Origin of the sequence: Microbacterium sp., assembly GCF_051953575.1 — a bacterium.
Taxonomy (GTDB): Bacteria; Actinomycetota; Actinomycetes; order Actinomycetales; family Microbacteriaceae; genus Microbacterium.
Genome location: NZ_JBQCIP010000255.1, coordinates 1 through 23,713, shown reverse-complemented (window position 1 = coordinate 23,713; position 23,713 = coordinate 1). Strand labels below are relative to the sequence as shown.

Sequence of the window (23,713 nt, the reverse complement as noted above, 5' to 3'; positions counted from 1 at the left end):
CCGGTCCCGCGCCCCAGAGGCGAACCCCGAAACGGAGCACGAATGACACTCGCCACGATCATCGCCATCGCCGCCGAAGAGGCTGAGCACACCGGCAACGTCGCCCTCGAGACCGTGGGCTACGGCATCGTGGCGGTCGTCGTGTTCGCCGCACTGGCCCTGGTGACGCTGTCGTACCGCAACGTGGCCAACCGCCACTCGCACAAGGCCGAGGCGTACGCCAAAGCCCACGCCAACGACGTCCAGCGATCGGGGCACGGCCACTGAGGCCAGCCCGCATGGTCGGCACGGAGGCCTCGAGGATCGGGGTCATGGGTGGGACGTTCGATCCCATCCACCACGGGCACCTCGTCGCAGCGAGCGAGGTCGCTCAGTGGTTCGATCTCGACGAGGTCGTCTTCGTGCCCACCGGCGAGCCGTGGCAGAAGGCCGACGTCTCGCCCAGCGAACACCGCTATCTGATGACCGTCATCGCGACGGCATCCAATCCCCGCTTCACAGTGAGTCGGGTCGACATCGACCGCGACGGACCCACCTACACCATCGACACGCTCCGCGATCTGAAGGCCCAGCGCCCGGACGCGGAGCTGTTCTTCATCACGGGCGCGGACGCCATAGCGCAAATTCTCAGTTGGAGAGACCATGATGAGTTGTGGGATCTCGCCCACTTCGTCGCTGTGTCTCGCCCGGGACACGTGCTGAACACGGACGGCCTGCCCAGCGACGACGTCAGTCAGCTCGAGATCCCCGCCCTCGCCATCTCGTCGACGGACTGCCGCGACCGAGTGCAGCGAGGACACCCGGTGTGGTACCTCGTGCCCGACGGGGTCGTCCAATACATTGCGAAGCATCATCTCTACCGGAGCAAGGAATGAGTACACCCGAGCAACCGGCATCGCCCGCCCTCACCCGCAAGCAGATCCGCGAGCTGCGGAACACGGGCTCGACGCCCGTGATCACCGCCGCGCCGACGGCCGATGCGGCCCCTGAGGCCCCCGCACCCGTCGAGCCCGTCGCGCCGACCCCGCCGCCCGCGGCCGTGGTGCCCGCCCCCGCCGCGCCGTTCCCGCGCCCGGCCGAGCCCGCCGTCATCGCGCCCGCTCCCGTCGCGGACTCGACAGTCGATCTCGGCGTCTCGCCGCTGACCCGGCGCCAGGCGCGTCAGCAGGAGCGCATCCGCACCGCGTCCGTTCCCGTGATCACGCCCGAGGTCGTCGCCGCGCACGCTGCGGCGACGGGCGCCACGGCGTTCGCGCCGTCCGGGTCGCCCGATCCTGCGTTCGAGCAGCAGCCGTTCGCAGAGCCGCAGCCGGCGTCCCGCCCGACGCCGTCGCTCTTCGTCGAGTCGACGGACTCGGGCGAGGTGAGCACCGACAGTGGCATGCACGCGCTCTTCGGCATCCCGCGCGAGCCCGAGCCCGGCGCCGTCGCGGCCGCCCCCGTCGCAGCTGCACCCGCCGCCACTCCTGCGCCTCAGGTGTCGTGGATCCAGCCGGCCGCCGACGAGAGCACGGGAATCGACGCGTTCGATTCCGCCCTCGCCGGCGTCGAGGACCCGATCGCAGAGCAGGAGAAGGCCGTCGTGAGCCCACTGCTCGGTGCCGGACTGCTCGAGGCGCAGGCGGCGAATCCGGTCCCCGCGGCCGAGGCCGAGCCTGCGGCGGCGGAATTCCCGCCGTCGTTCGACCAGCTCCTCTCCCGTACGACCGGGGCCATCGCGCTTCCGAGCGCGCTCATCGTGTCGCAGGCACCCGAGGTCACGTCGCTCGTGGCGCCCGTCACCGCGACCGGCGAGGTCATCGTCACCGGCACCTTCAACCTGCCCGAGGGCCTCGGTTCGACCGGGCACGCAAAGGGCACCGCCGACGGCAAGGAGATCGACGCGACACTCGTCGACGGCGAGCTGCCGGTGCACTCGTCTCCGACGCCGATCGCCGCGAGCGCCGCCGTGAGCACGGTCAAGATGCCCGGCGAGGTCATCAAGCCCCCCGCTCCCGAGAAGGGCGGCAAGCTCATGATGTCGCTCGCCGTGACCGCGGGAGTGCTCGCCCTCGCCCTGGTGGGCGTCCTCATCCTCGCCTTCGCGACAGGAGTCTTCTGATGACCGCGACCCCTCAGTCGCTCGACATGCTGCAGATCGCGGCGACGGCCGCCGACGCGAAGGGCGGCGAGGATCTCATCGCCCTCGATGTCTCGGAGCCGTTGCCGCTGGTCGACATCTTCCTGCTCGTGACAGGCCGCAACGAGCGCAACGTCGCCGCCATCGCCGATGAGGTCGAGGACAAGCTGCTCGAAGCCGGGTACAAGCGTCTGCGCCGCGAGGGGCGCCAGGAGTCCCGCTGGGTGCTGATCGACTTCGGCGACCTCGTCGTGCACGTTTTCCACGAGCAGGAGCGCGTCTACTACGGTCTCGAGCGTCTGTGGAAGGACTGCCCCGTCGTTCCGATCCAGCTGCCCGCACGCGCGGGCGCTGAAGAGTGACCATGGTTCGGAGCACCCCTCAGAGTGTTGTAAGCTAGACGAGTTGCCCCGCGAGAGCGGGAAAACGGTCAGGGCCTGTGGCGCAGCTGGTAGCGCACCTGCATGGCATGCAGGGGGTCAGGGGTTCGAGTCCCCTCAGGTCCACCAAGAAATCCCCCGGCTAACCGGGGGATTTTGTTTTTCCGGCACGTGTCCTGAAGACTCGCACCACATCGTGACAGACTCGGCAGATGACCCGTAACCGCACCCGAACGCGCGTGGTGGTGGCATCCGGGGGCGTCCTCCTGGTCCTCGCTGTCGTGGCGGCTCTGGTCCTCACGGGAACCATCTGGCCCGCGCGGTTCTTCGCCGCTGGTTACGAGGTGCGCGGGATCGACATCTCGAGCTACCAGGGCGAGGTCGACTGGGACGCCCTCGCCTCTGAGGACATCGACTTCGCGTACATCAAGGCGACGGAGGGCTCCTCGTCGATCGATTCGCAGTTCGCCGCGAACTGGGCAGGAGCCTCGCGGACGGGTCTGCTGATCGGGGCGTACCACTTCGTGAGCTTCGAGAGCAGCGGCGACGCCCAGGCTGCGCACGTGATCGACACCGTCCCGGACGATGCGACGCTGCCCATCGCCCTGGATCTCGAGTTCTACGGCGAGTTCTTCGCGCACCCGCCGACGCGTGAGCAGGTGGACGAGATCCTCCACCCGCTGCTGGAACGACTCGAAGAGCACTACGGCGCACCACCGGTCATCTATGCGACACCGCAGGCCTACGATCGCTACCTGTCCGGCGGGTACGCGAGGAACCCGATCTGGATCCGTTCGCTCGTCCTCCCACCGCGCCTGGGCGACGATCGGGACTGGACCATCTGGCAGTACTCTGACCGCGACCGTCTCCGCGGGTACGTCGGTGTCGAGCAGTACATCGACATGAACGTGTACCACGGCACCCGCGATGAGCTCGCGGCACTCGCCGGCTGAGGCGCGGCGCGGCGTCGCTCCTCGGGGGCCCGGTCAGCCCTGCATCCGCGGATCCTCGGTGGGATCGCGGTACGGGCGCGGGCAGCCGTTCTGCACGGCATCCGGACGCAGCTCGAAGTGCCACGCTTCGTTGTCGTACGTGCGGCACAGTCCGTACTGCGCCCCGTGCGCGATCATCCAGTCCGCGGCCGCGTACGGCCCGATGTCGACGGCCTCGCCGGCGACGTGCGCAGAGGTGGCGGGGCTGGCGACCCACCGTGCGGCCTCGGCCTCGGAGCCGTACTGGGCGACGGCCTCATGCCGCAGCTGCTCCTGGTAGTCGATCGAACGCCAGCCGCTGTTGACCTTGACGTCGATCCCGTCGGCGGCGGCACCCTCGGCCGCCCGGCGCAGCGCGTCGAGCAGCTCGGGCTGGAGGCGGGCGATGGCGGCGAGCGTGTCGTCGAAGGGGCTTGCGGCGTCGGCGAGGATGCCGTCGGCCTCGGTCACGGCGCCGTCCCGGGTCTGATCGACCGTGGGCGCGGTTCCTCCGGCCGACGGGTTCTCGGCGGCTGCAGAACGGTAGGCCACGACCCCGACGGCCGCGGCGAGGAGCACGGCCAAGGCGAGGACGAGGCCGACGAGCATGCGACGGGTGCGTTGAGACGGGGACGGGACGCTGTTCATGCCTCCACCCCACACGCGCGCGCGTTGCAGGGGCGTATGAGGTTTTCGCTACACGGACGATATGCGCCGCCTCGTAGCATCGAGACATGCGCGTGCTGGTGGTGGAGGACGAACCCCTGATGGCCGAGGGCATCCGCGACGGCCTCCGCCTCGCGGCGATCGCGGCGGACGTTGCGGGCGACGGCGACACCGCGCTGGAGCTCCTGAGCATCAACGCGTACGACATCGCCGTGCTCGACCGCGACATCCCGGGCCCCTCGGGCGATGAGATCGCGGCGCACCTCGTCGCCTCGGGGACCGGCATCCCTATCCTCATGCTGACCGCCGCCGACCGCATCGACGACAAGGCGACCGGCTTCGAGCTCGGCGCCGACGACTACCTGACCAAGCCGTTCGACCTGCAGGAGCTCGTGCTGAGGCTGCGCGCCCTCGACCGCCGCCGCGCGCACAGCCGGCCGCCGGTGCGGGAGCTGGCGGGTCTGCGGCTGGATCCGTTCCGTCGGGAGGTGTTCCGCGACGGCAGATACGTCGCGCTCACCCGGAAGCAGTTCGCCGTGCTCGAGGTGCTGATCGCCGCCGACGGCGGTGTCGTGAGCGCGGAGGAGCTGCTCGAGCGGGCCTGGGACGAGAACGCCGACCCGTTCACGAACGCCGTGCGGATCACCATGTCGGCGCTGCGCAAGCGTCTGGGGGAGCCATGGGTGATCGCCACGGTCCCCGGCGTGGGGTATCGCATCGAGGCTGCCGGCGCCGAGGGCCCGCGGGATGACTAGGCGCCCGGGCATGAGCGTGCGACTGAAGCTGACGCTCAGCTATGCCGGATTCCTGATGGTCGCGGGTGCTCTCCTGCTCGCCGTGGTGTGGGTGTTCCTCCTGCGGTACGTGCCCGACGGCAACCTCACCGGTCCTGGCCCCGTCGTACCCAATCGCGGCGACCTGGAGCGCGCGTTCGTGCCCCGTGCGGTCTGGGCGCTCGTGGCGCTCCTCGTGTTCGGCCTCGTCGGCGGGTGGATCCTCGCCGGCCGCATGCTGGCGCCGCTGCGGCGGATCACGGATGCCACGCGACGGGCCGCCGCAGGGTCGCTGTCGCACCGCATCGCCCTGGAGGGCAGCGCAGACGAGTTCCGCGAGCTCGCCGACAGCTTCGACGCGATGCTGGCGCGGCTGGAGGCGCATGTCGACGAGCAGCGCCGCTTCGCCGCCAACGCCTCGCACGAGCTGCGCACACCGCTCGCCATCACCCAGACCCTGCTGGATGTCGCACGCAAGGACCCCGACCGCGACGCCGACGAGCTCATCGCACGGCTGCGCGAGGTGAACACCAGGGCGATCGACCTCACCGAGGCGCTGCTGGTCCTCAGCCGTGCGGAGCAGCGATCGTTCATGCGCGAGCCCGTCGATCTGTCACTGGTCGCCGAGGACGCCGCCGAGACGCTGCTGCCACTGGCCGAAGCCCGCCACGTGACCGTCTCGACAGCGGGCGATGTCGTGTCCGCGCTCGGCTCGCCGGCGCTGCTGCGTCAGCTCGCGACGAATCTCGTGCACAACGCGATCGTCCACAACCTCCCGGCGGGCGGAAGCGTCGAGGTCGTGACAGGGCGGGACGGGGATGCCGCGCAGCTGGTCGTCGAGAACACGGGCGAGACGTTGAGCCCGATGCTCGTCAGCACGCTCGCGGAGCCCTTCCAACGCGGCACCGACCGCGCCCGCAGCGACCAGCACGCCGGCGTCGGGCTGGGCCTGGCGATCGTGAAGAGCATCGCCGAGGCCCATGACGGGCGCCTCATGCTCGCCGGCCGCCCCGACGGCGGGCTGCGGGTGACGGTGCGGCTGCCGCTCGCGCCCGAGTGACATCCGCGCGACCCGTTGCGCGGCCCGCGGGCGTCCGCGAGGGTGGGAGGCATGACCGACGTCACCCCGTTCCTCTGGTTCGACGACGCGGCCGAAGAGGCCGTCACCTTCTACACCGCGCTGGTGCCGGACTCCGAGATCGTGACGCTCGGGCGCTACCCCGACGAGGTGCCCGGCATGGGCGGCAAGGTCATGCACGTCCACTTCCGGCTCGCCGGCCGCGACTACTTCGGAATGGATGCCGGTCCCCAGTTCCCCTTCACCGAGGCGGTGTCGCTCTACGTGTCGTGCGGTGACCAGGCGGAGGTCGACCGCTTCTGGGACGCGCTCGTGGCGGACGGCGGTCAGGAGCAGCCCTGCGGGTGGCTCAAGGATCGCTGGGGTCTGTCGTGGCAGATCATCCCCGATCGGCTGGTGGAGCTGATCCGGCATCCTGATCCCGAGATCTCGCACCGGGCGGTGCAGGCCATGCTGCGCATGCGCCGGATCGACATCGCCGCACTCGAAGCCGCCGTCGCGGGCGCATGATGCCTCGCGACCGGGTCGCGGCGATCGGCTGCCTCCTCCTGCTGGCGTCCATGGTGGCGACCGGATGCACCGCACCGTCGCCTCGGCACTCGCCGTCGGCGGCCTCGCCGACAGTCGGCGCCTCGGTCCCGGCGTCGGATACGGCCTGGTGGCGAGCATCGCCCGATGTCGCGACTCTCGCCACCGGTCTCGCAGCTCCCTGGTCGGTCGTGCCGCTGGAGGGCGGCGGCGCGCTCATCTCGCAGCGCGACGACGGCACCGTTCGGGAGCTGACGGGTGACGGCCGGCTGCGCACCGTCGGGGCCGTGCCCGGTGTCGTCTCGGGCGGTGAATCCGGTCTGCACGGCCTGGCGCTCCTCGACACCGACGGGAGCACCATGCTGTACGCCTACTTCGGCTCGGCCGACGACAACCGGGTGGTGCGGATGCCGCTGCGCGGCGCCGCCGGATCGTACGAGCTGGGGGAGCCGGACGTCGTGCTCGACGGCATCCCGAAGGCTGCCAATCACGACGGCGGGCGCATCGCCTTCGGCCCTGACGGATACCTCTACGTGACGACGGGCGACGCTGGACGGCCCCAGGCGGCACAGGAGCGCGATGCCCTGGGAGGCAAGATCCTGCGCATGACCCCCGACGGCGACCCCGCCCCGGGCAACCCCTGGTCCACCCGCGTGTGGTCGATGGGACACCGCAACGTGCAGGGGATCGCCTGGACCGCCGACGGCACCATGTGGGCGAGCGAATTCGGTCAGAACACCTGGGACGAGCTCAACCGCATCGAACCGGGGGCGAACTACGGCTGGCCTGTCGTGGAGGGCGTCGCGCAGCGCGACGAGTACGTGGACCCGGTCGCGCAGTGGCCGACCAGCGAGGCGAGCCCGAGCGGGCTCGCCGCCGTGGGCGCGACGCTGTTCCTCGCGAGCCTGCGCGGGGAGCGCCTGTGGCAGGTCGACACGGCGGAGGGCGCGGCGACCGGCGAACCCGTGGCCGCGTTCGTCGGAGAGTTCGGCCGTCTGCGCGACGTCGTCGCGGTGCCGGACCGATCCCTGTGGGTGCTGACGAACAACACCGACGGCCGAGGCGAACCGGGGCCGACCGACGATCTGCTGCTGCGGGTGCAGCTGACGCCGTCGCCCTGACACGGAGTGAGGGGGCGGGCGGTTACAGGGGAGCAGGCACGCCGGGGCACGCTACGGTGAGACGGTGAGCTCGCAGCCCCGCTGTCCGCATTGCCGCCACTTCGTGTACCTCGACACCCTGCGGTGTCCGAACTGCGAAGCCGAGATCGGCTACCACTTGCCGTCCCGCGAGTTCGTGGGGCTGCGCAACGGGCAGGCGGCCGTGGAGGGCGAGGTCTGGTACACCTGCTCGAACCGCGAGTGGGCGTGCAACTGGCTGGTGTGGGAGAACGCGCCGGCCGGCCGGTGCTTCTCGTGCCGGCTCACGCGCCGCAGCCCGGCCGCGAACGACACCGTCGCGCTGGAGAAGCTCGCCAAGACCGAGGAGGCCAAGCGCCGCCTGCTGCTGCAGCTCGCCGACCTCGGCCTGCCGATCGTCGGCTGGGACGTCGAGAAGGGCGGCCTCGGCTTCGACCTCATCTCCAGCCTCTCCGACGGCAAGCGCGTCACGATCGGCCACGCGAACGGCATCATCACGATCGATCTTGCCGAGAGCCTCGACGACCGGCGCGAAGCGCTGCGGGTGAAGCTCGGCGAGCCCTATCGCACGATCCTGGGGCATCTGCGCCACGAGGTGGGGCACTACTACCAGAACGTGCTGCTCACCGACCCCGCGCTGTGGGACCGCTGTCGCGAGCTGTTCGGCGATGAGCGGACGAGCTACCGCGACGCCCTGCAGCGCCACTACAAGCTCGGTGCGCCGGCCGACTGGCACGAGTCCTTCATCTCGGAGTACGCCACGATGCACCCGTGGGAGGACTTCGCCGAGACCTTCGCGCACTACCTGCACATCACCGGCACCCTGCAGACGGCCGCAGTGATCGGCATCCATCTCGACGCCGCGGTGACGAACCTGCGCGACACCGACGTGGTGCCGCTCGACTCGTACGAGGACGAGCCCATCCAGCGGCTGCTGACGGACTGGGAGTGGATGTCGCAGGGGTTCAACCGGATCAACCGTTCGATGGGCTTCGGCGACCTCTACCCGTTCACGATCGTCACCCCGGTACGGCACAAACTGGCGTTCATCCACGACATCGTCACGCGCGCGCCGCTCAGCCCGCGCGAGCAGTACGCCCTCGCCACGGCAGGAGACACGGAGCGGTCATGACGACCTTCGCCCGCGGGCAGCGCGCCGTCGGCGCCGCCACCCACGATGTCGAGAACCAGGCGCCGTGGCGGGTCGACATCGACGAGTACGGGTCGAACGCCCCGCTCGTGTCGGCGGTCGGCGCCCTCGGCGGCGGCTGGGCGGACGAGAGCCTCCGCGAGGCGGGAGCCCTGGTCGGATCGGGCACGTTCCAGCGCGACGCCGAGCTCGCGAACATCCACACCCCAGTGCTGCAGACGCACGACCGGTGGGGCTACCGGCTGGACGAGGTGGAGTACGGCCCGTCGTACCACCGGGTGATCGGCGATGCGGTCGCGCGTGGCGCGCACACATCGGCGTGGGCCGACACTCGTGAGGGCGCATCGGTGGCCCGTGCGGCGATGTTCATGCTGTTCGCCCAGGTGGAGCCCGGCCACGCCTGCCCCGTGTCGATGACGCACGCCGCCGTCGCGTCGATCCAGGGCTCGCCGTGGGTGGCCGACGAGTGGCTCCCGCGCCTGCTGTCACGCGAGTACGACCCCCGACTGGACGTCCCCGGCGGTAAACGCAGCGCGCTGGTCGGCATGGCGATGACCGAGAAGCAGGGCGGTTCCGACGTCCGCGCCGGCACCACCACCGGCGAGCACATGGGCGGCCACGCCTATCAGCTGACAGGACACAAGTGGTTCTGCTCCGCACCGATGTCGGACGCGTTCCTCGTGCTCGCACAGACGAGACGCGGCGGCACCGACGAGGGACTGTCGTGCGTGTTCGTCCCCCGGATGCTGCCGCACGGCACGCCGAACGTCTTCCGCATCCAGCGACTGAAGGACAAGCTGGGAAACCGTGCGAACGCGTCGTCCGAGGTGGAGTTCGACGGCACCGCCGGCTTCGTGCTGGGCGAACCCGGCAGGGGCGTGCGCACCATCATCGAGATGGTCCAGCGCACCCGGCTGGACTGTGTGCTCGGCACCGCGGCAGGCATGCGGCAGTCCGTCGCCGAAGCGGTCTGGCATGCGCGCGGCCGGACGGCGTTCGGGCGCCTGCTGGTCGATCAGCCGGCCATGACGGCCGTGCTCGCCGACCTGGCGCTCGAGTACGAGGCGGCGATGCTCACCGGCCTGCGTCTCGCCCAGCTGTTCGAATCCCGAGCCTCTGACCGAGACACGGCACTGCGTCGCCTGGCCACTCCGGTCTCGAAGTACTGGATCTGCAAGCGCGGCCCCCACCACGCCTACGAGGCGATGGAGTGCCTCGGCGGCAACGGATACACCGAGTCGTTCCCGCTGGCCCGGCGCTATCGCGAGCAGCCGGTGATGGCGATCTGGGAGGGCTCGGGCAACGTCATCGCCCTGGACGTGCTGCGCGCACTGACACGGGATCCCGATTCCGCTGCCGCGTTCGCCGACGAGCTGTCGACCACAACGGGCGCTTCCCGCGACCTTGATGCCTACGTCGACCGCACGCTCACCCTCCTCGATCGGCTGTCGACCGCCGACGCGGACGAGGCCGCCGCGCAGGCCCGGCGCCTCAGCGAGAGCCTCGCCCTGGCGTTCCAGGCGTCCCTCATGCTGCGCCACGCCCCGACGACCGCCGCCGAGGCGTTCATCGCCGCCCGATTGAGCGACGACCGCGGCGCCCAGTACGGCGTGCTGCCGCCGGGGACGGATGCCGCCGCCCTCGTCGCGCGCCACTGACGTCGCCGCCGCCTACCCTGGACAGATGAGGTCTGCAGGGAGGGTGGGGTCATGCGCTCTCGCGCTGGTCCTCGCCCTCACGACCGGCGCCGCATCATCGGCGCCCGCGCTCGCCGCGCCGCAGAGCTCCGGCGTCACCGTCCAGCCCGCCGGCGCCGATGCGCTCGCCGCGGCCGCCCGCGACCGAGTGGCGGCCATGAGCCTCCGTGAGCGCGCCGCCACCGTCGTCATGGGGCATATCCCGACGACGGATGCCGCCGCCCTGGGTTCGTACATGCAGTCCACCGGCATCGGCGGCTTCCTGCTGATGGGCGCCAACATCCCCGGCGACGAGGCGTCGCTGCGCGCACTCACCGCGGCACTGACGATCGACCCGGCGCTTCCCCCGCTCATCGCGGTGGACCAGGAGGGCGGCGATGTGTCGCGGCTGCCCTGGGATGTCTTCCCCTCCGCACTCACGCTCAAGGGCGCGCCGGCGGCCGCGGTCCAGGACGCGTTCGCCGGCCGTGCCGCGCTCGTGCGACGAGCGGGCATCGGGGTCAACTTCGGCATCGTCGCCGACGAGACGGACGACCCGGCCTCGTTCATCTACCGGCGCGTGCTGGGAACCACCCCCGCCGCCGCTGCGTCGAGCGTCGCCGCAGCGGTCGCCGGCGAAGAGGGGGCCGCGGCATCCACCCTCAAGCACTTCCCCGGGCACGGCGCGACAGAGGCCGACTCGCACGCGACCATCCCGGTCACGCCGCTGTCGTACCAGGAGTGGCAAGCGACCGACGGCGCGCCGTTCGCGGCCGGGATCGATGCCGGCGCGCCGTTGCTCATGTTCGGGCACCTCGCGTACACCGCTGTCGATCCGGCGCCGGCGAGCATGTCGGCCGAGTGGCACCGCATCGCCCGGGAGGATCTCGGATTCACCGGCATCGCCGTCACCGACGACCTCGGCATGCTCCAGGCATCCGGCGATCCGCGGTACGCGGATCCTGCGGCGAACGCGGTGGCAGCCCTCGCCGCCGGCAACGACGTCGTGCTGATGGTGGTGTCGTCGACGGCCGACACGGCGCCGGCCATCGTCGATGCGATCGTCGCCGCCGTCGACTCGGGCGCCCTCCCCGCCGACCGGCTCACGGAGGCGGCGGAGCGGGTCACGGCGCTGCGGCTGCGCCTGGCGGCCGACGGCCGTGGACTCGTGCCGTGCGCCGACTGCGCACCCGCGGGATGAGTCAGGCGTCGGCGATCTCGAGCAGCCGCGCTCGCAGCGCCTGACCGCGTTCGGCGAATCCGCGCTGGGCGCGCACGTACGCCGCCTTGCCCTCAGCGGTCTCGATGCGCACCGGGTCGTAGCCCCAGTCCGCGAGGTCGTAGGGCGAGGCCCGCATGTCGAGGACCCGGATCTCGCGCGCGAGCTCGAACGTGTCGAGCAGCAGGTCGCCGGGCACGAGCGGGCCGAGCTTGACGGCCCACTTGTACAGGTCCATTCCCGCGTGCAGGCAGCCGGGCTGCTCCAACGCCGCCTGACGCTCGCGCGTCGGCGCCTCGCGGTTGAGCGGCACCGCCTCGGGCGTGAAGAAGCGGAACGCGTCGAAGTGCGTGCACCGCAGGTCGTGCGCCTCGACGACGGCGTCGGTGCCCTCGCGTCCGAGACGCAGCGGCACGGGATGCCGGTGCTCACGCTGCCGGTAGACCATCGCCCACTCGTGCAGGCCGAAGCACCCGAATCCGGGCGCCCGTCCGGCGGTGGCCCGGAGGATCGTGGCCACGTTTGCGATCAGGCCGCCTCGCTCGGCCCGGAAGGCCTCCCCGTCGACGACCAATGAGCCGGGGGACCGCCCGGGGAAATACCAGCGCCACGAGGCGCGGGCGTCGGATGCGGCATCCCTCAGTTCGACGTCCTCACCGGGATGCCAGCGGTGCAGGACCGCCGGCTTGTACGAGTAGTACGTGAACAGGAAGTCCTCGACCGGGTGCGGCTCGTGGCGTGCCGAACGCTCACGGTGCGCCGACGTCAGCGCGTGCGCGCGCTGCGTGTGCGCCGCCTCGCGCGCCCGCCAGTCGTCGGCGACGAGCGCCGTCGGATGCGGAGGAGCGATGGTCACCGCTCGAGGATACGCGGGCGGCATCCACCCTTCCTGAGCGGGCCGGGTCGGGTCAGCCCTCGACCGGCTCGATGAGCTCGGGGGAGTTGTTGCGCACGTTGCCCACGGCCTTCGACACGACATGGTCCTCGAGCGTGTCGGCCAGTGCGGGCGCGGCATCGATGGCGGCGTCCAGGACGTCGCGCACGTTGTCGGTCGTCGGGTCGAGCCAGGCATCCGCGTGGTCGGGGTCGAGGAACAGCGGCATCCGGTCGTGGATCGAGCCCAGGTGGCCGATGGAGTCGCGGGTGAGGATCGTGAAGCTCAGCAGCCACCGGTCGGGATCGTCGTCGCCCTTCGTCTGATCGCGCCACCACTCGTACAGCCCGGCGAGGAACAGCGGCTCACCGTCGGCGGGGTGGATGTAGTGGGGCGTCTTGACCCCGTCCACCGTCTTCCACTCGTAGTAGCCCGACGTCGGCACGACCGCCCGGCGCTTCTCGAGCGCGCCGCGGAACATCGGCTTGTCTTCGAGCTCTTCCGCACGGGCGTTGAACGCGCGCACGCCGATCTTGGTGTCTTTCGCCCACGACGGGATGAGGCCCCAGCGCGCCGACTCCAGACGCCGCGTCGGCGGCTCCGTCTTGGCGGAGTCGAGCACGATGGCGGCCCGGTCGGTCGGTGCGACGTTGTACGAGGGCTCGGGCAGGTCGTCGCCCTCGACATCGACGAGCAGCACGCCGACGAGATCGGAACCGGCACTGGCCACCACGAAGCGTCCGCACATGATGGTCAGCCTACGCGCGGGCTCCGACGTCGAGCGCTGCTCAGGCCGGTGCGCCGCCGATGACGCCGACGTCCTCGAGGCGCTCCAGCAGCCCGGCGCCGTCGCTGTCGCTCACCCACGGCACGGCGGCGGCGGCATGGTCGTTGACGGCGGTGCGACCGCCGGCCAGGACGGCTTCCGCCGGGGAGAGCCGACGGATCGCGACGGCGACGACCTGGCTCGGGTGCTCGTCCGTGAACGTCGTGTAGATCGCGTCGTCGTGCTGGCCGTCGTCGCCGATGAGGAGCCAGCGCACCTGCGGGAACTCCTCGGCGAGCCGGCGCAGGTTCGACAGCTTGTGCGCCATGCCGCTGCGGAACCAGCGGTCGTGCGTCGGCCCCCAGTCGGTCAGCAGCATCGCCCCTGGCGGGAACACGTGTCGTCCGAGGAACCGCAGGAGCGTCGGGGCGATGTTCCACGCGCCCGTGGAGAGGTAGATGAGCGGTGCGCCGGGATTCTCGCGCACCACGCGCTCCATGAGCACGGCCATGCCCGGGACGGGCTGGCGTGCGTGCTCGTCGACCACGAAGGAGTTCCAGGCGGCGAGCAGCGGCCGGGGGAGCGCCGTGACCATGACGGTGTCGTCGACGTCCGACACGATGCCGAACCGCACCTCGGGCGCCACGATGAACGCGCGGGTCTCGACGGGGTCGCCGCCCTCGACCGTCATCGTGAAGGTCTGCCATCCCGGCCCGAGTTGCGCCGGGATGCGGGTGTCGATGACCCCGCCGCGGTCGGCGACGACCTCGTGCTCGACGCCGGCGATCGTGACGGTGACCTGCGCGTAGCCGATCGGCACGGCGACGAAGCTGCGCCAGCCGCGCACGCTCGCGTACTCGCCCTCGCCCACCGGCTTCACCGGCGGCACGATCATGACGCGGCCGAGCACCCGCACCCAGTCGGGGGCGCCGTAACCGGGGAACGGGGTGACCGTCGGCGTCTGCCCGCGCCGGCGTGCCCGCCGTTCGCGCCACGCGTGGAACCGGTACTCCAGTCGCGCGAGCCACAGGACTTTGGGGCGCGCGGAGGACGTGTCGTTCTCGGGCATCCCCCTCAGTCTTTCACGTCCGGGGCCGGCGCTCCGGCCGCGTCGTCGGCCGAGGGCTCGTTCTCGAGGTGCCGGCGTTCGCTGCGCTCGATGACCTTCTTCGCCACGTAGACCAGCACGAGGAACACGACGATGACGGCGACGAAGATGTACCCGGCGTAGTGCAGCTGGTCGGCCAGCTCCCGGTAGGTGCCGGCGGCGGCGGCCGCGACCGAGATGTACAGCGTCGACCAGATGACGCACGCCGGGATCGTCCACGCGAGGAATCGGCGGTAGGAGTACCCGCTCATCCCGACCGTGAGGGGGACGAGCGAGTGCAGCACCGGCAGGAAGCGCGAGAGGAAGATCGCGGGCCCGCCGCGGCGCTGCAGGTAGCGCTCCGACCGTGCCCAGTTCTCCTCCCCGACCCATGCGCCCACCCGCGAGTGGCGGATGCGGGGGCCGAGCACGCGTCCCAGCCAGAATCCGATGCTCTCGCCGGCGATCGCCCCCGCCACCACGGCGAGCCCGAGCAGCACGGCCTCCAGGGGCGAAGAGACGGCCGTCGCGGCGACGATCACCACCGTGTCGCCGGGGACGACGAGCCCGACCAGCACGCTCGTCTCCAGCATGATGGCGAGCCCCGCGAGGAGCGTCCTGACGAGCGGGTCGACGCTCTGCACGGCGTCGAGCAGCCACGTGAGGAACTCGTTCACGGCACGAGCCTAGAGGGCGCGCCGTCCCTCTAACCTGGGAACATGTCGGAGGCTCTCGTCGCGGTCGACCTGCCGGTATGGGTCGATCCGGCCGACGCGTTCGCGGCCCTCTTCGCCGATGCCCCGCACGCCTACTGGCTGGATGCCGGACCCGATGCGGCCACCGGGTCCAGCTGGATGGGCACGGGCTTTCCCGACGATCCCGCAGGCGTCCGGGAGACGCTCATCGACCCGCACGGCTCCGCAGGCTTCCGCGGCGGCTGGGTCGGCTGGTGGGGCTACGACGAGGCGGCCGGGCGGGCGGGGGCGCCCGCCCGGCACGACGACCGCGCAGATGCGCCACAGCTCTGGCTGCGCGTGGACCGGGTCATCGCATTCGACCACGCCGCGCGCCGCGTCACCGTGCATGCCCCGGCGGAGGCCGCGGCACGGCTCGTGACGGCGCTGCGGGCGGTCGTGGCATCCCCTCCCGCCCTCGCACTGCACGATCAGACGCCGCTCGTCGCCCGGGCTCGCCATACGCCGGAGCACTATGCCGCGCTGATCGAGCGCTGCCGCGACGCGATCCGAGGCGGGGACGCGTACCAGCTGTGCCTCACGACGCGGTTCGAGGTCGAGGGCGCAGTCGACCCCCTTCCTGTCTATCTGCGGCTGCGCCAGGCGACCCCGGCGCATCACGGCGGATTCGTGCGGTCGGGCCGCGTGGCGCTCCTGAGCGCGAGCCCCGAGCAGTTCCTCGAGGTCGCCGGCGACGGGGGCGCCGCGGTGGTGCGCACGAAGCCCATCAAGGGGACGCGTCCGCGCGGAGCGGATGCCGCCGCCGACGCCGCGCTCGCCGCAGAACTACGCGCGAACGAGAAGGAGCGCGCCGAGAACGTCATGATCGTCGACCTCATGCGCAACGACCTGTCGCGCGTGTGCGAGCCGGGGAGCGTCGGGGTGGACGCGCTGCTCGAGGTCGAGTCGTATCCCGCAGTCCACCAGCTCGTGAGCACGGTGTCGGGTGCGCTCGTCGCGGGGACGACCGTCGGCGCCCTGCTCGACGCGACGTTCCCGGCCGGGTCGATGACGGGCGCGCCGAAGCTCTCGGCCATGACGATCCTCGAACGGCTGGAGCAGGGCCCGCGGGGAGTGTTCGCGGGGTGCTTCGGATGGGTCGGCGACGACGGCACGCTCGATCTGGCCATGGTGATCCGGTCGATCGTGGTGCACCCGGGCGGTGCCTACGTGGGGGCCGGCGGAGGCATCACGTGGCGATCGGATGCCGCGGCCGAGGTCGCAGAGGTCGGCATCAAGGCCCGGGGCCCGCTGGGCGCACTGGGGGCGAGCCTTCCGCCGGGCTGGTGAGGCGCCTGGTCCGCTAACCTGGAAGATGCGTTGCACGGCGCCTTCTGCGTGATGCCCGCATTCCAGCTTCCCAGGATTGGTACTTCCCACGTGAGTCAGACCATGTCTTCCGACACCACTGCGCCCGCCGAGGGCTACGACGCGTACGCGATCCAGCAGAAGTGGCAGGCGCGCTGGGCCGAGGCCGACCCGTTCCGCGCGGGCGGCGCCGAAGACACCCGGCCCCGCAAGTACGTCCTCGGCATGTTCCCGTACCCGTCGGGCGACCTGCACATGGGCCACGCCGAGAACTACGCGTACGTCGACGTCGTGGCGCGCTTCTGGCGCCACCGCGGGTACAACGTGCTGAACCCGATCGGGTGGGACTCGTTCGGGCTGCCCGCCGAGAACGCGGCCATCAAGGGCGGCGCCGGCTCCGACCCGCGCGAGTGGACGTACGCGAACATCGAGCAGCACAAGAAGAGCTTCCGCGAGTACGGCTCGTCCTACGACTGGTCGCGCATCCTGCACACCAGCGACCCCGAGTACTACCGCTGGAACCAGTGGCTGTTCCAGCGCCTCTACGAGCGGGGGCTGGCGTACCGCAAGGCGAGCCCGGTCAACTGGTGCCCCAACGACCAGACGGTGCTGGCGAACGAGCAGGTCGTCGACGGTCACTGCGAGCGCTGCGGCGCCGAGGTCGTCAAGAAGAACCTGACGCAGTGGTACTTCAAGATCACCGACTACGCCGACCGCCTGCTCGACGACCTGAACCAGCTCGAGGGCTTCTGGCCGCAGAAGGTCCTCCGCATGCAGCGGAACTGGATCGGCCGATCGATCGGCGCCGACATCGACTTCGAGATCGAGGGCCGTGCCGACAAGGTCACCGTGTTCTCGACGCGCCCCGACACCCTCTACGGGGCGACCTTCATGGTCGTGGCCCCTGACAGCGATCTGGCGGCCGAGCTCGCCGCGGGCTCCACGGCGGAGGTGCGCATGCGCTTCCAGGACTACCTGGAGCGCGTGCAGCGCGAGACGGACATCGAGCGGCAGTCCACCGACCGTCCCAAGACGGGCGTGTTCCTGGACCGCTTCGCGATCAACCCCGTGAACGGCGACCGTCTGCCGATCTGGGCCGCGGACTACGTGCTGGCCGACTACGGCCACGGCGCTGTGATGGCCGTGCCCGCCCACGACCAGCGCGACCTGGACTTCGCCCGTGCGTTCGACCTGCCCGTGAAGGTGGTCGTCGACACGACGGCATCCATCACCGGCGCGATCCCCGTGATCGAGCTCGACGACGAGGGCGTCCCGCTGGACCCGGGCCCCCTCGAGGCGCTGGCCGATCTGGACCCCGCCAAGACGGGCATCGCCCTGACCGGCGAGGGACGCCTGGTCAACTCGGGTCCGCTCGACGGCCTGTCCAAGCGCAATGCGATCGCTCGCATGATCGAGCAGCTGGAGGCTGCGGGCACCGGCCGCGCCGCGAAGTCGTACCGCCTGCGCGACTGGCTGATCTCGCGTCAGCGCTTCTGGGGCACGCCGATCCCGATGATCCACACCGAGGACGGCCGCATCGTCCCGGTGCCCGACGACCAGCTGCCGCTGGAGCTGCCCGATGCGCGCGAGCTCGACCTGAAGCCGAAGGGCACGTCGCCGCTGGGCGCCGCGACCGAGTGGATGCAGACGACGGACCCCGAGACGGGGGAGCCGGCGCTGCGCGACCCCGACACGATGGACACGTTCGTCGACAGCTCGTGGTACTTCCTGCGCTTCCTGGCGCCGAACGACCACACCGAGGCGTTCCCGTCCGCCGAGGCGGCGCGCTGGGCTCCGGTCGACTCGTACATCGGCGGCGTCGAGCACGCGATCCTGCACCTGCTGTACGCGCGCTTCATCACCAAGGTGCTCTTCGACATGGGCCTGATCGACTTCACCGAGCCGTTCACGAGCCTCATCAACCAGGGCATGGTGCTGCTGGGCGGATCGAAGATGTCGAAGTCGAAGGGCAACCTCGTCGAGTTCGCGTCGAGCATGGTCGACCCGGGCGCCGACGCGTCGCGCGTGGCGATGGTGTTCGCGGGGCCGGTCGAGGACGACATCAACTGGGAGGACGTCTCGACGACCGGCGCCCAGAAGTTCCTGGCGCGAGCCTGGCGTGTGGCGAACGACGTGACGAGCTCGCCCGACGTCGTGTGGGCCGAGGGCGACGAGGGGCTGCGTCGCGTGACGCACCGCCTGCTGGCCGACGCCCCCGGGCTCGTCGAGCAGACGAAGTTCAACGTCGTCGTCGCGCGCCTCATGGAGCTCGTCAACGCCACCCGCAAGGTGATCGACACCGGTGCCGGTCCCGCCGACCCGGCGGTGCGCGAAGCGGCAGAGGTCACCGCGATGGTCCTCGACCTGTTCGCTCCGCACACCGCGGAGGAGATGTGGGAGATCCTCGGCTACGACGGCTTCGTCGGCCTCGTGCCGTGGCGCACCGCCGACCCCACGCTGCTGGTCGAGGAGCGCGTGACCGCGGTCGTGCAGATCGACGGCAAGGTGCGCGGCACGCTGCAGGTGTCGGCCCGGATCGACGCCGCTGAGCTCGAGCGCCTCGCCCGTGCGGACGAGAAGGTCGTCCGCGCGCTCGGCGATCGCGAGATCGTCCGCGCCGTCGTGCGGCCGCCGAAGGTCGTGAGCTTCTCCACGAAGTGACGTCTGTGCGATGAACGGATGCCGTGCCCGCGACCCGCGGGCACGGCATCCGTCGTTCCGCCGACCGGGCAGCGGTCGCGCGCCGTCCTCCCCAGGGCAGACATCGCCCGAGGTGTCCACAGAGGCGCCGGCACGCACGTCGGGGAGCCTGAGCGGCCCCTAGCGTGGCGGCGTGACCCCCGGTGAGCCCGCCGCCCCCGAAGCCGCCCCTGCGGCCGCCTCTCCGCGCAGGCGGCTCGGTGTGGGGGCGGTGGTGGCGCTCGTCGTCGCGGCTGTCGCCGTCACCGTCGGCATCGGCATCCTGCGAGGCGCGCTGACGCCGGCAGAAGAGGTGGCCATCGACGTCACGCCGACCCGCACGGCGGCGGCGACCGCCGACCTCTACGTGCATGTGTCGGGATCGGTGCGCTCGCCCGGGCTGTATGTGCTGCCGACGGGCTCCCGCGTCGTCGATGCGGTGGCGGCGGCCGGAGGCTTCGCCGACGACGCCGACAGGAGCGCGGTCAACCTCGCCCGCGTCGTCACCGACGGCGAGCAGCTGCCGGTTCCCCGCGTGGGCGAGAGCACGGCGGAGTCGCCCGGCGCCCAGACGGCCGCCGACGGCCGGGTCAACCTCAACACGGCGGATGCCGCTCAGCTGGAGGAGCTTCCGCGGATCGGCCCCGCCCTCGCCGAGCGCATCGTCGCGTGGCGCGACGACAACGGGCGCTTCACCAGCGTCGACGATCTGCTGGCGGTGCCCGGCATCGGAGACAAGATGCTCGCGTCGCTCCGCGACCTCGTCACGGTGTGACGTGACGACGGCACGGAGGCTGCGGCTCGTCCCCGTGGCGGCGAGCGCGTGGACCGTCGCCGCCGCAGCGATCCTCCTGCCGTCGTGGTCGTCCGGGGCCGCCATCACGTTGTGGGTCGCCGTCGCTGCGGCCACCGCGGCCGTCGCGATCATCCGCCGGAGCAGGCCGTCGAGACGGCCGTCGACGGCGGTCCTGATCACGATCCTTGCGCTGGCCTCAGGCGCGGCCGCGGCATCGCACGTCGCTCTCGCCCAGCCGGCGCGGACGCAGGTGACCGCCGGCGCGCTCTCGGGAGGCCGCGCGGTCGACGTGACGGCGACCGTCGTGGGAAAGGTGGAACGGCGCGTCGACGGCACGCTCGCGTTCGACGCGCGCGCGACGACTTTCGTGACCGGGTCCACCCGGCGCGACGCGGACGTCGAGATCGTCGTGCGCGTCGCACCGGAGGACGTCGACCGGCCGGCGCAGCTGGATGTCGGTGCCGCCGTGATCGCCCGCGGCACCGCGAAGCCCGGGCGCCCGGGGGAGCGGGCTGTCGTCACGGTGTGGGCCTCGCGCGGCGTGGAGGTGACCCGCGCGCCCGCCGGCGTCGCAGCCGCGACTGCGGGCCTGCGCGACGGGCTCGTCGCGGCGGTGGACGGATTGCCCGGGCAGGGCGCAGGACTCGTGCCGGGCCTCGCGGTCGGCGACACCTCGATCGTCTCCCCGCAGCTGGACGCCGCGATGAAGGCGTCGTCGCTCTCTCACCTGACCGCGGTATCGGGAGCCAACTGCGCGCTGGTGGTGGGCATCGCGTTCGCCTTCGCGGCACTGCTCGGCGCATCGCGCGCGCTCCGCGTCGGCGTCGGGCTCGCCGTGCTCGTCGGGTTCGTCGTGCTGGTCACCCCCGAGCCCAGCGTGGTGCGCGCAGCGGCCATGGCCGCCGTCGCCATGCTGGCGGTGCTCCTCGGCCGCACCGGGGTCGGCGCCGCCATCCTCGCGCTCGCCGTGACGGTGCTGCTCGTGGTCGACCCATGGCTGGCGGCATCCCTCGGCTTCGCCCTGTCGGTGACGGCCACGGGCGCGCTGCTGCTGTTCGCGCGCCCGCTCGCCGCGGGCCTCGCGCGATGGATGCCGCGCCCGCTGGCGCTCGCGCTGTCGATCCCGCTCGCCGCGCAGCTGGCGTGCGGTCCTCTGCTGGTGCTGATCGAGCCCACTGTCCCGGTGTACGGCGTCCTGGCCAACCTGCTGGCAGAACCCGCCGCGCCGGCCGCGACGGTGCTCGGTCTCGCGGCGTGCCTCGCCATGCCGATGCCGTGGCTGCAGTCCGGGCTCGCCGCGCTCGCCTGGCTCCCCGCCTCGTGGATCGCCGCGACGGCGGGCACCGTGGCCTCGCTTCCCGCAGATGCGCTGCCGTGGCTGGAAGGCTGGCCCGGGGCAGCCGGGCTCGCCGTGGTCGGGGCGGCGATCGGCGCCATCGTGGTGCTCCCGAACGGAGGCTCGGGCGTGCGCCGCGCGCTGCGGGGCGGATCTGTCGTCCTGGTGGCCGTGCTCGCCGGCGGGGCGCTGGGTTCGGCGGCGCTCTCCTCCGTCGCCGGCCCGTGGACCGTTCCGCGCGACTGGGCGGTGCTGGCGTGCGACGTGGGCCAGGGCGATGCCGTCCTGCTGCGATCGGCCGGGACCGTCGCACTCGTCGACACCGGCCCCGAACCGGAGGCACTGACCACCTGCCTCGATCGCGTCGGGGTGTCGCGGGTGGACCTGCTCGTCCTCACGCACTGGGACCTCGACCACCGCGGGGGAGTGCCCGCCGTCGTCGGCCGCGTCGTCACCGTGGTGCACGGCCCGGTCGACGCCGTCGGCGCCGCAGTGCTGCGCTCGCTCACGGATGCCGGCGCGCAGTCGGTGGAAGCCTCCGCCGGCATGTCGGGCGCGCTGGGGGAAGCGACCTGGCGCGTCCTCTGGCCGAAACCCGGCGGCAGCCGCGGGTTCGGTGTCGGCAACGACTCCAGCGTGGCCCTGGACGTGCGCGGCGGTCCGATCCCGCCCACCCTGCTTCTCGGCGACCTCTCGGCTTCGCCGCAGCAGGCGCTGGTGGCATCCGGAGCCCTCGCCCCTCCCTACGCGATCGTGAAGGTCGCCCACCACGGCAGCGCGGATCAGGATGCCGCCGTCTACGCCGCGGCAGCTCCCGCCGTCGCCCTCATCACGGTGGGCGCCGGCAACGACTACGGCCACCCCCGCGACGAGACTCTGGCGGTGCTCGACGGCCTCGGCGCCCGCATCGCCCGCACCGATCGCGACGGCATCGTCGCACTGTGGGCGGGCAGGGCAGGCGTCGCGGTGTGGCATGACCGAGGCGGGTGAGAAGTCGTCGATGTCGGCGGCGTCGGTAGGCTGGAACCATGGCATCCCCCGCGCGTCGCCCCGCTTCGAAGGCCGCGCGCAGCGCCATCCCGCAGCTGTCGTGGCGCGCCCCGCAGCCGGCGCCGATCGTCCTGGTCTCGGGGCCCGAAGAGGTGTGCGCCGAGCGCGCGATCGCCGGGGTGCGCGACTACCTACGCGCCGAGGATCCGACGCTCGAGGTCTCCGACATCCGTGCGGACGACTACGCCGCAGGCACGCTGCTCGCGGTGACGTCGCCGTCCCTGTTCGGCGAGCCGAGACTGGTGCGGGTGAGCGGCGTCGAGAAGTGCTCCGACACGTTCCTGGCCGAGGCCGTCTCGTACCTCGCGATGCCGCAGGACGGCGCGACCGTCGTGCTGCGGCACACGGGTGCGAGCGTGCGCGGCAAGAAGCTGCTGGACGCCATCCGGGCGGGGGAGGGCTCGGGAGTCGAGATCGCCTGCCCGGCCGTCAAGCGCGATTCCGATCGCTACGACTTCGCGGCGGGCGAGTTCCAGGCCGCGAAGAAGCGCATCGCGCCGCCCGCGCTGCGCGCGCTCGTGTCGGCCTTCAGTGACGACCTCACCGAGCTGGCGGCTGCGTGTCAGCAGCTCATCGCCGACGTGCCCGGCGACATCACCGAGCAGGTCGTCGAGCGCTACTACGGCGGCCGGGTCGAGACGTCCGCGTTCACGGTGGCCGACACCGCGATCGCCGGACGCTACGGCGAGGCGCTCATCGCCCTCCGCCACGCCCTCGCCTCGGGTGCGGACCCCGTGCCGCTCGTCGCTGCGGTGGCGATGAAGCTCCGGTCGATGGCGCGGGTCGCGGGGTCGCGCGAGTCCTCCGCCGCCCTCGCGGCGCGCCTGGGCATGAAGGACTGGCAGGTCGACCGAGCCAAGCGCGACCTGGTGGGCTGGAACGAAGAGAGCCTCGGCCGCGCGATCCAGGCGACGGCGCGAGCGGATGCCGAGGTCAAGGGCGGTTCGCGCGACGCCGTGTTCGCCCTCGAGCGCATGATCACGGTCATCGCGACGCGCGCACCGTACGGCTCCTGACCCGACGCCGTTCCGGGGACGAGAAAGGCCCGCCCCTTGCGGGACGGGCCTTTTCAAGCTCGTGTGAGCGGGCGATGCGTCAGAGCGCCGCGACCTGCTTCGCGATGGCCGACTTGCGGTTCGCGGCCTGGTTCTGGTGGATGACACCCTTGCTGACGGCCTTGTCGAGCTTCTTCGACGCGGTCTTGAGCGCCTTCTCGGCGGCGGCCTTGTCGCCCGAGGCGATCGCCTCGCGGGTGCGGCGCACCTCGGTCTTCAGCTCGCTCTTGACGGCCTTGTTGCGCTCGCGGGCCTTCTCGTTGGTCTTGTTGCGCTTGATCTGCGACTTGATGTTCGCCACGTGTCGACGGTTCTTTCGTTCGGAGGTG

23 protein-coding genes and 1 tRNA gene are annotated in these 23,713 nt (G+C 71.6%); 18 read left to right on the top strand and 6 right to left on the bottom strand.

Features of this window, described 5'->3' with window-relative positions; translation table 11 throughout:
* The first annotated feature begins 42 nt into the window (after nucleotides 1–42).
* From ACTHNQ_RS16275 to ACTHNQ_RS16250, 6 genes are all read left to right on the top strand, one after another.
* Entirely contained in the window at nucleotides 43–267 is a 225-nt protein-coding gene (locus ACTHNQ_RS16275; RefSeq protein ID WP_018170986.1) for a hypothetical protein, read from the top strand.
* An 11-nt stretch (nucleotides 268–278) separates the two neighbouring features.
* Nucleotides 279–875 carry a nicotinate-nucleotide adenylyltransferase gene (gene nadD / locus ACTHNQ_RS16270; RefSeq protein WP_018170985.1) on the top strand — a complete coding sequence of 199 codons (597 nt, stop codon included), beginning with the start codon at nucleotides 279–281 and terminating at the stop codon, nucleotides 873–875.
* A complete protein-coding gene (locus ACTHNQ_RS16265; protein ID WP_440335001.1) occupies nucleotides 872–2,101 on the top strand; it encodes a hypothetical protein in 1,230 nt (409 codons plus the stop codon). The genes nadD and ACTHNQ_RS16265 overlap by 4 nt, the downstream gene beginning before the upstream one ends.
* A complete protein-coding gene (gene rsfS / locus ACTHNQ_RS16260) occupies nucleotides 2,101–2,481 on the top strand; it encodes a ribosome silencing factor (RefSeq protein ID WP_018170984.1) in 381 nt (126 codons plus the stop codon). The genes ACTHNQ_RS16265 and rsfS overlap by 1 nt, the downstream gene beginning before the upstream one ends.
* Before the next feature lie 71 nt (nucleotides 2,482–2,552).
* Nucleotides 2,553–2,628: transfer RNA gene (locus tag ACTHNQ_RS16255), tRNA-Ala, on the top strand.
* 83 nt (nucleotides 2,629–2,711) lie between these two features.
* Nucleotides 2,712–3,452 (top strand): GH25 family lysozyme, encoded by a 741-nt coding sequence (locus ACTHNQ_RS16250; protein ID WP_440335000.1) that lies wholly within the window; start codon nucleotides 2,712–2,714, stop codon nucleotides 3,450–3,452.
* Nucleotides 3,453–3,485: 33 nt separating this feature from the next.
* Here ACTHNQ_RS16250 and ACTHNQ_RS16245 read toward each other — a convergent pair whose 3' ends face one another.
* Nucleotides 3,486–4,118: a M15 family metallopeptidase gene (locus ACTHNQ_RS16245; RefSeq protein ID WP_440334999.1), complete on the bottom strand. Its 633-nt coding sequence runs from the start codon at nucleotides 4,116–4,118 to the stop codon at nucleotides 3,486–3,488.
* 86 nt (nucleotides 4,119–4,204) lie between these two features.
* Between ACTHNQ_RS16245 and ACTHNQ_RS16240 the strand changes: the two genes are divergently transcribed.
* The 7 genes from ACTHNQ_RS16240 (at nucleotide 4,205) to ACTHNQ_RS16210 (ending at nucleotide 11,681) form a co-directional block, all read left to right on the top strand.
* Nucleotides 4,205–4,891: a response regulator transcription factor gene (locus tag ACTHNQ_RS16240; RefSeq protein WP_440334998.1), complete on the top strand. Its 687-nt coding sequence runs from the start codon at nucleotides 4,205–4,207 to the stop codon at nucleotides 4,889–4,891.
* Nucleotides 4,892–4,901: 10 nt separating this feature from the next.
* The gene (locus ACTHNQ_RS16235) at nucleotides 4,902–5,969 is read left to right on the top strand and encodes a sensor histidine kinase (protein WP_440334997.1); all 1,068 of its coding nucleotides are present in this window, start codon (nucleotides 4,902–4,904) and stop codon (nucleotides 5,967–5,969) included.
* Nucleotides 5,970–6,020: 51 nt separating this feature from the next.
* Nucleotides 6,021–6,497: a VOC family protein gene (locus tag ACTHNQ_RS16230; RefSeq protein ID WP_440334996.1), complete on the top strand. Its 477-nt coding sequence runs from the start codon at nucleotides 6,021–6,023 to the stop codon at nucleotides 6,495–6,497.
* Nucleotides 6,494–7,636 carry a PQQ-dependent sugar dehydrogenase gene (locus ACTHNQ_RS16225; RefSeq protein ID WP_440334995.1) on the top strand — a complete coding sequence of 381 codons (1,143 nt, stop codon included), beginning with the start codon at nucleotides 6,494–6,496 and terminating at the stop codon, nucleotides 7,634–7,636. The genes ACTHNQ_RS16230 and ACTHNQ_RS16225 overlap by 4 nt, the downstream gene beginning before the upstream one ends.
* A gap of 64 nt (nucleotides 7,637–7,700) precedes the next feature.
* Entirely contained in the window at nucleotides 7,701–8,786 is a 1,086-nt protein-coding gene (locus ACTHNQ_RS16220; protein WP_440334994.1) for a zinc-binding metallopeptidase family protein, read from the top strand.
* Nucleotides 8,783–10,462: an acyl-CoA dehydrogenase family protein gene (locus ACTHNQ_RS16215; RefSeq protein WP_440334993.1), complete on the top strand. Its 1,680-nt coding sequence runs from the start codon at nucleotides 8,783–8,785 to the stop codon at nucleotides 10,460–10,462. The genes ACTHNQ_RS16220 and ACTHNQ_RS16215 overlap by 4 nt, the downstream gene beginning before the upstream one ends.
* A gap of 25 nt (nucleotides 10,463–10,487) precedes the next feature.
* Nucleotides 10,488–11,681, top strand: a complete 1,194-nt coding sequence (locus ACTHNQ_RS16210; protein ID WP_440334992.1) for a glycoside hydrolase family 3 N-terminal domain-containing protein — start codon at nucleotides 10,488–10,490, stop codon at nucleotides 11,679–11,681.
* Nucleotide 11,682: 1 nt separating this feature from the next.
* Here ACTHNQ_RS16210 and ACTHNQ_RS16205 read toward each other — a convergent pair whose 3' ends face one another.
* The 4 genes from ACTHNQ_RS16205 to ACTHNQ_RS16190 are packed head-to-tail and all read right to left on the bottom strand — an operon-like array spanning nucleotide 11,683 to nucleotide 15,103.
* Nucleotides 11,683–12,579, bottom strand: a complete 897-nt coding sequence (locus ACTHNQ_RS16205; protein WP_440334991.1) for a 3-methyladenine DNA glycosylase — start codon at nucleotides 12,577–12,579, stop codon at nucleotides 11,683–11,685.
* 28 nt (nucleotides 12,580–12,607) lie between these two features.
* Nucleotides 12,608–13,321 (bottom strand): SOS response-associated peptidase, encoded by a 714-nt coding sequence (locus ACTHNQ_RS16200; protein WP_440334990.1) that lies wholly within the window; start codon nucleotides 13,319–13,321, stop codon nucleotides 12,608–12,610.
* Nucleotides 13,322–13,361: 40 nt separating this feature from the next.
* Nucleotides 13,362–14,408: an App1 family protein gene (locus ACTHNQ_RS16195; RefSeq protein ID WP_440334989.1), complete on the bottom strand. Its 1,047-nt coding sequence runs from the start codon at nucleotides 14,406–14,408 to the stop codon at nucleotides 13,362–13,364.
* Nucleotides 14,409–14,413: 5 nt separating this feature from the next.
* Nucleotides 14,414–15,103, bottom strand: a complete 690-nt coding sequence (locus ACTHNQ_RS16190; protein ID WP_440334988.1) for a DedA family protein — start codon at nucleotides 15,101–15,103, stop codon at nucleotides 14,414–14,416.
* Between the two features lie 42 nt (nucleotides 15,104–15,145).
* On the opposite strand from ACTHNQ_RS16190, the gene ACTHNQ_RS16185 reads away from it, so the two are divergent.
* The 5 genes from ACTHNQ_RS16185 (at nucleotide 15,146) to holA (ending at nucleotide 23,345) form a co-directional block, all read left to right on the top strand.
* Nucleotides 15,146–16,450, top strand: a complete 1,305-nt coding sequence (locus ACTHNQ_RS16185; protein ID WP_440334987.1) for an anthranilate synthase component I family protein — start codon at nucleotides 15,146–15,148, stop codon at nucleotides 16,448–16,450.
* Nucleotides 16,451–16,552: 102 nt separating this feature from the next.
* Nucleotides 16,553–19,129 carry a leucine--tRNA ligase gene (gene leuS / locus ACTHNQ_RS16180; RefSeq protein ID WP_440334986.1) on the top strand — a complete coding sequence of 859 codons (2,577 nt, stop codon included), beginning with the start codon at nucleotides 16,553–16,555 and terminating at the stop codon, nucleotides 19,127–19,129.
* 241 nt (nucleotides 19,130–19,370) lie between these two features.
* Nucleotides 19,371–19,922: a ComEA family DNA-binding protein gene (locus tag ACTHNQ_RS16175; RefSeq protein WP_440335002.1), complete on the top strand. Its 552-nt coding sequence runs from the start codon at nucleotides 19,371–19,373 to the stop codon at nucleotides 19,920–19,922.
* Between the two features lies 1 nt (nucleotide 19,923).
* Nucleotides 19,924–22,269, top strand: a complete 2,346-nt coding sequence (locus tag ACTHNQ_RS16170) for a ComEC/Rec2 family competence protein (protein ID WP_440334985.1) — start codon at nucleotides 19,924–19,926, stop codon at nucleotides 22,267–22,269.
* Between the two features lie 38 nt (nucleotides 22,270–22,307).
* Nucleotides 22,308–23,345, top strand: coding sequence for a DNA polymerase III subunit delta (gene holA / locus ACTHNQ_RS16165; RefSeq protein ID WP_440334984.1), 1,038 nt, complete (start codon nucleotides 22,308–22,310; stop codon nucleotides 23,343–23,345).
* Nucleotides 23,346–23,424: 79 nt separating this feature from the next.
* Here holA and rpsT read toward each other — a convergent pair whose 3' ends face one another.
* Nucleotides 23,425–23,685 (bottom strand): 30S ribosomal protein S20, encoded by a 261-nt coding sequence (gene rpsT, locus ACTHNQ_RS16160; protein ID WP_018170963.1) that lies wholly within the window; start codon nucleotides 23,683–23,685, stop codon nucleotides 23,425–23,427.
* Nucleotides 23,686–23,713: the final 28 nt, after the last annotated feature.

Coding starts and splice junctions, on each gene's coding strand:
- ACTHNQ_RS16275 (WP_018170986.1), top strand. CDS start 43: ATGACACTCGCCACGATCATCGCCATCGCCGCCGAAGAGGCTGAGCAC.
- nadD (WP_018170985.1), top strand. CDS start 279: ATGGTCGGCACGGAGGCCTCGAGGATCGGGGTCATGGGTGGGACGTTC.
- ACTHNQ_RS16265 (WP_440335001.1), top strand. CDS start 872: ATGAGTACACCCGAGCAACCGGCATCGCCCGCCCTCACCCGCAAGCAG.
- rsfS (WP_018170984.1), top strand. CDS start 2,101: ATGACCGCGACCCCTCAGTCGCTCGACATGCTGCAGATCGCGGCGACG.
- ACTHNQ_RS16250 (WP_440335000.1), top strand. CDS start 2,712: ATGACCCGTAACCGCACCCGAACGCGCGTGGTGGTGGCATCCGGGGGC.
- ACTHNQ_RS16245 (WP_440334999.1), bottom strand. CDS start 4,118: ATGAACAGCGTCCCGTCCCCGTCTCAACGCACCCGTCGCATGCTCGTC.
- ACTHNQ_RS16240 (WP_440334998.1), top strand. CDS start 4,205: ATGCGCGTGCTGGTGGTGGAGGACGAACCCCTGATGGCCGAGGGCATC.
- ACTHNQ_RS16235 (WP_440334997.1), top strand. CDS start 4,902: ATGAGCGTGCGACTGAAGCTGACGCTCAGCTATGCCGGATTCCTGATG.
- ACTHNQ_RS16230 (WP_440334996.1), top strand. CDS start 6,021: ATGACCGACGTCACCCCGTTCCTCTGGTTCGACGACGCGGCCGAAGAG.
- ACTHNQ_RS16225 (WP_440334995.1), top strand. CDS start 6,494: ATGATGCCTCGCGACCGGGTCGCGGCGATCGGCTGCCTCCTCCTGCTG.
- ACTHNQ_RS16215 (WP_440334993.1), top strand. CDS start 8,783: ATGACGACCTTCGCCCGCGGGCAGCGCGCCGTCGGCGCCGCCACCCAC.
- ACTHNQ_RS16210 (WP_440334992.1), top strand. CDS start 10,488: ATGAGGTCTGCAGGGAGGGTGGGGTCATGCGCTCTCGCGCTGGTCCTC.
- ACTHNQ_RS16205 (WP_440334991.1), bottom strand. CDS start 12,579: ATGCCGCCCGCGTATCCTCGAGCGGTGACCATCGCTCCTCCGCATCCG.
- ACTHNQ_RS16200 (WP_440334990.1), bottom strand. CDS start 13,321: ATGTGCGGACGCTTCGTGGTGGCCAGTGCCGGTTCCGATCTCGTCGGC.
- ACTHNQ_RS16195 (WP_440334989.1), bottom strand. CDS start 14,408: ATGCCCGAGAACGACACGTCCTCCGCGCGCCCCAAAGTCCTGTGGCTC.
- ACTHNQ_RS16185 (WP_440334987.1), top strand. CDS start 15,146: ATGTCGGAGGCTCTCGTCGCGGTCGACCTGCCGGTATGGGTCGATCCG.
- leuS (WP_440334986.1), top strand. CDS start 16,553: ATGTCTTCCGACACCACTGCGCCCGCCGAGGGCTACGACGCGTACGCG.
- holA (WP_440334984.1), top strand. CDS start 22,308: ATGGCATCCCCCGCGCGTCGCCCCGCTTCGAAGGCCGCGCGCAGCGCC.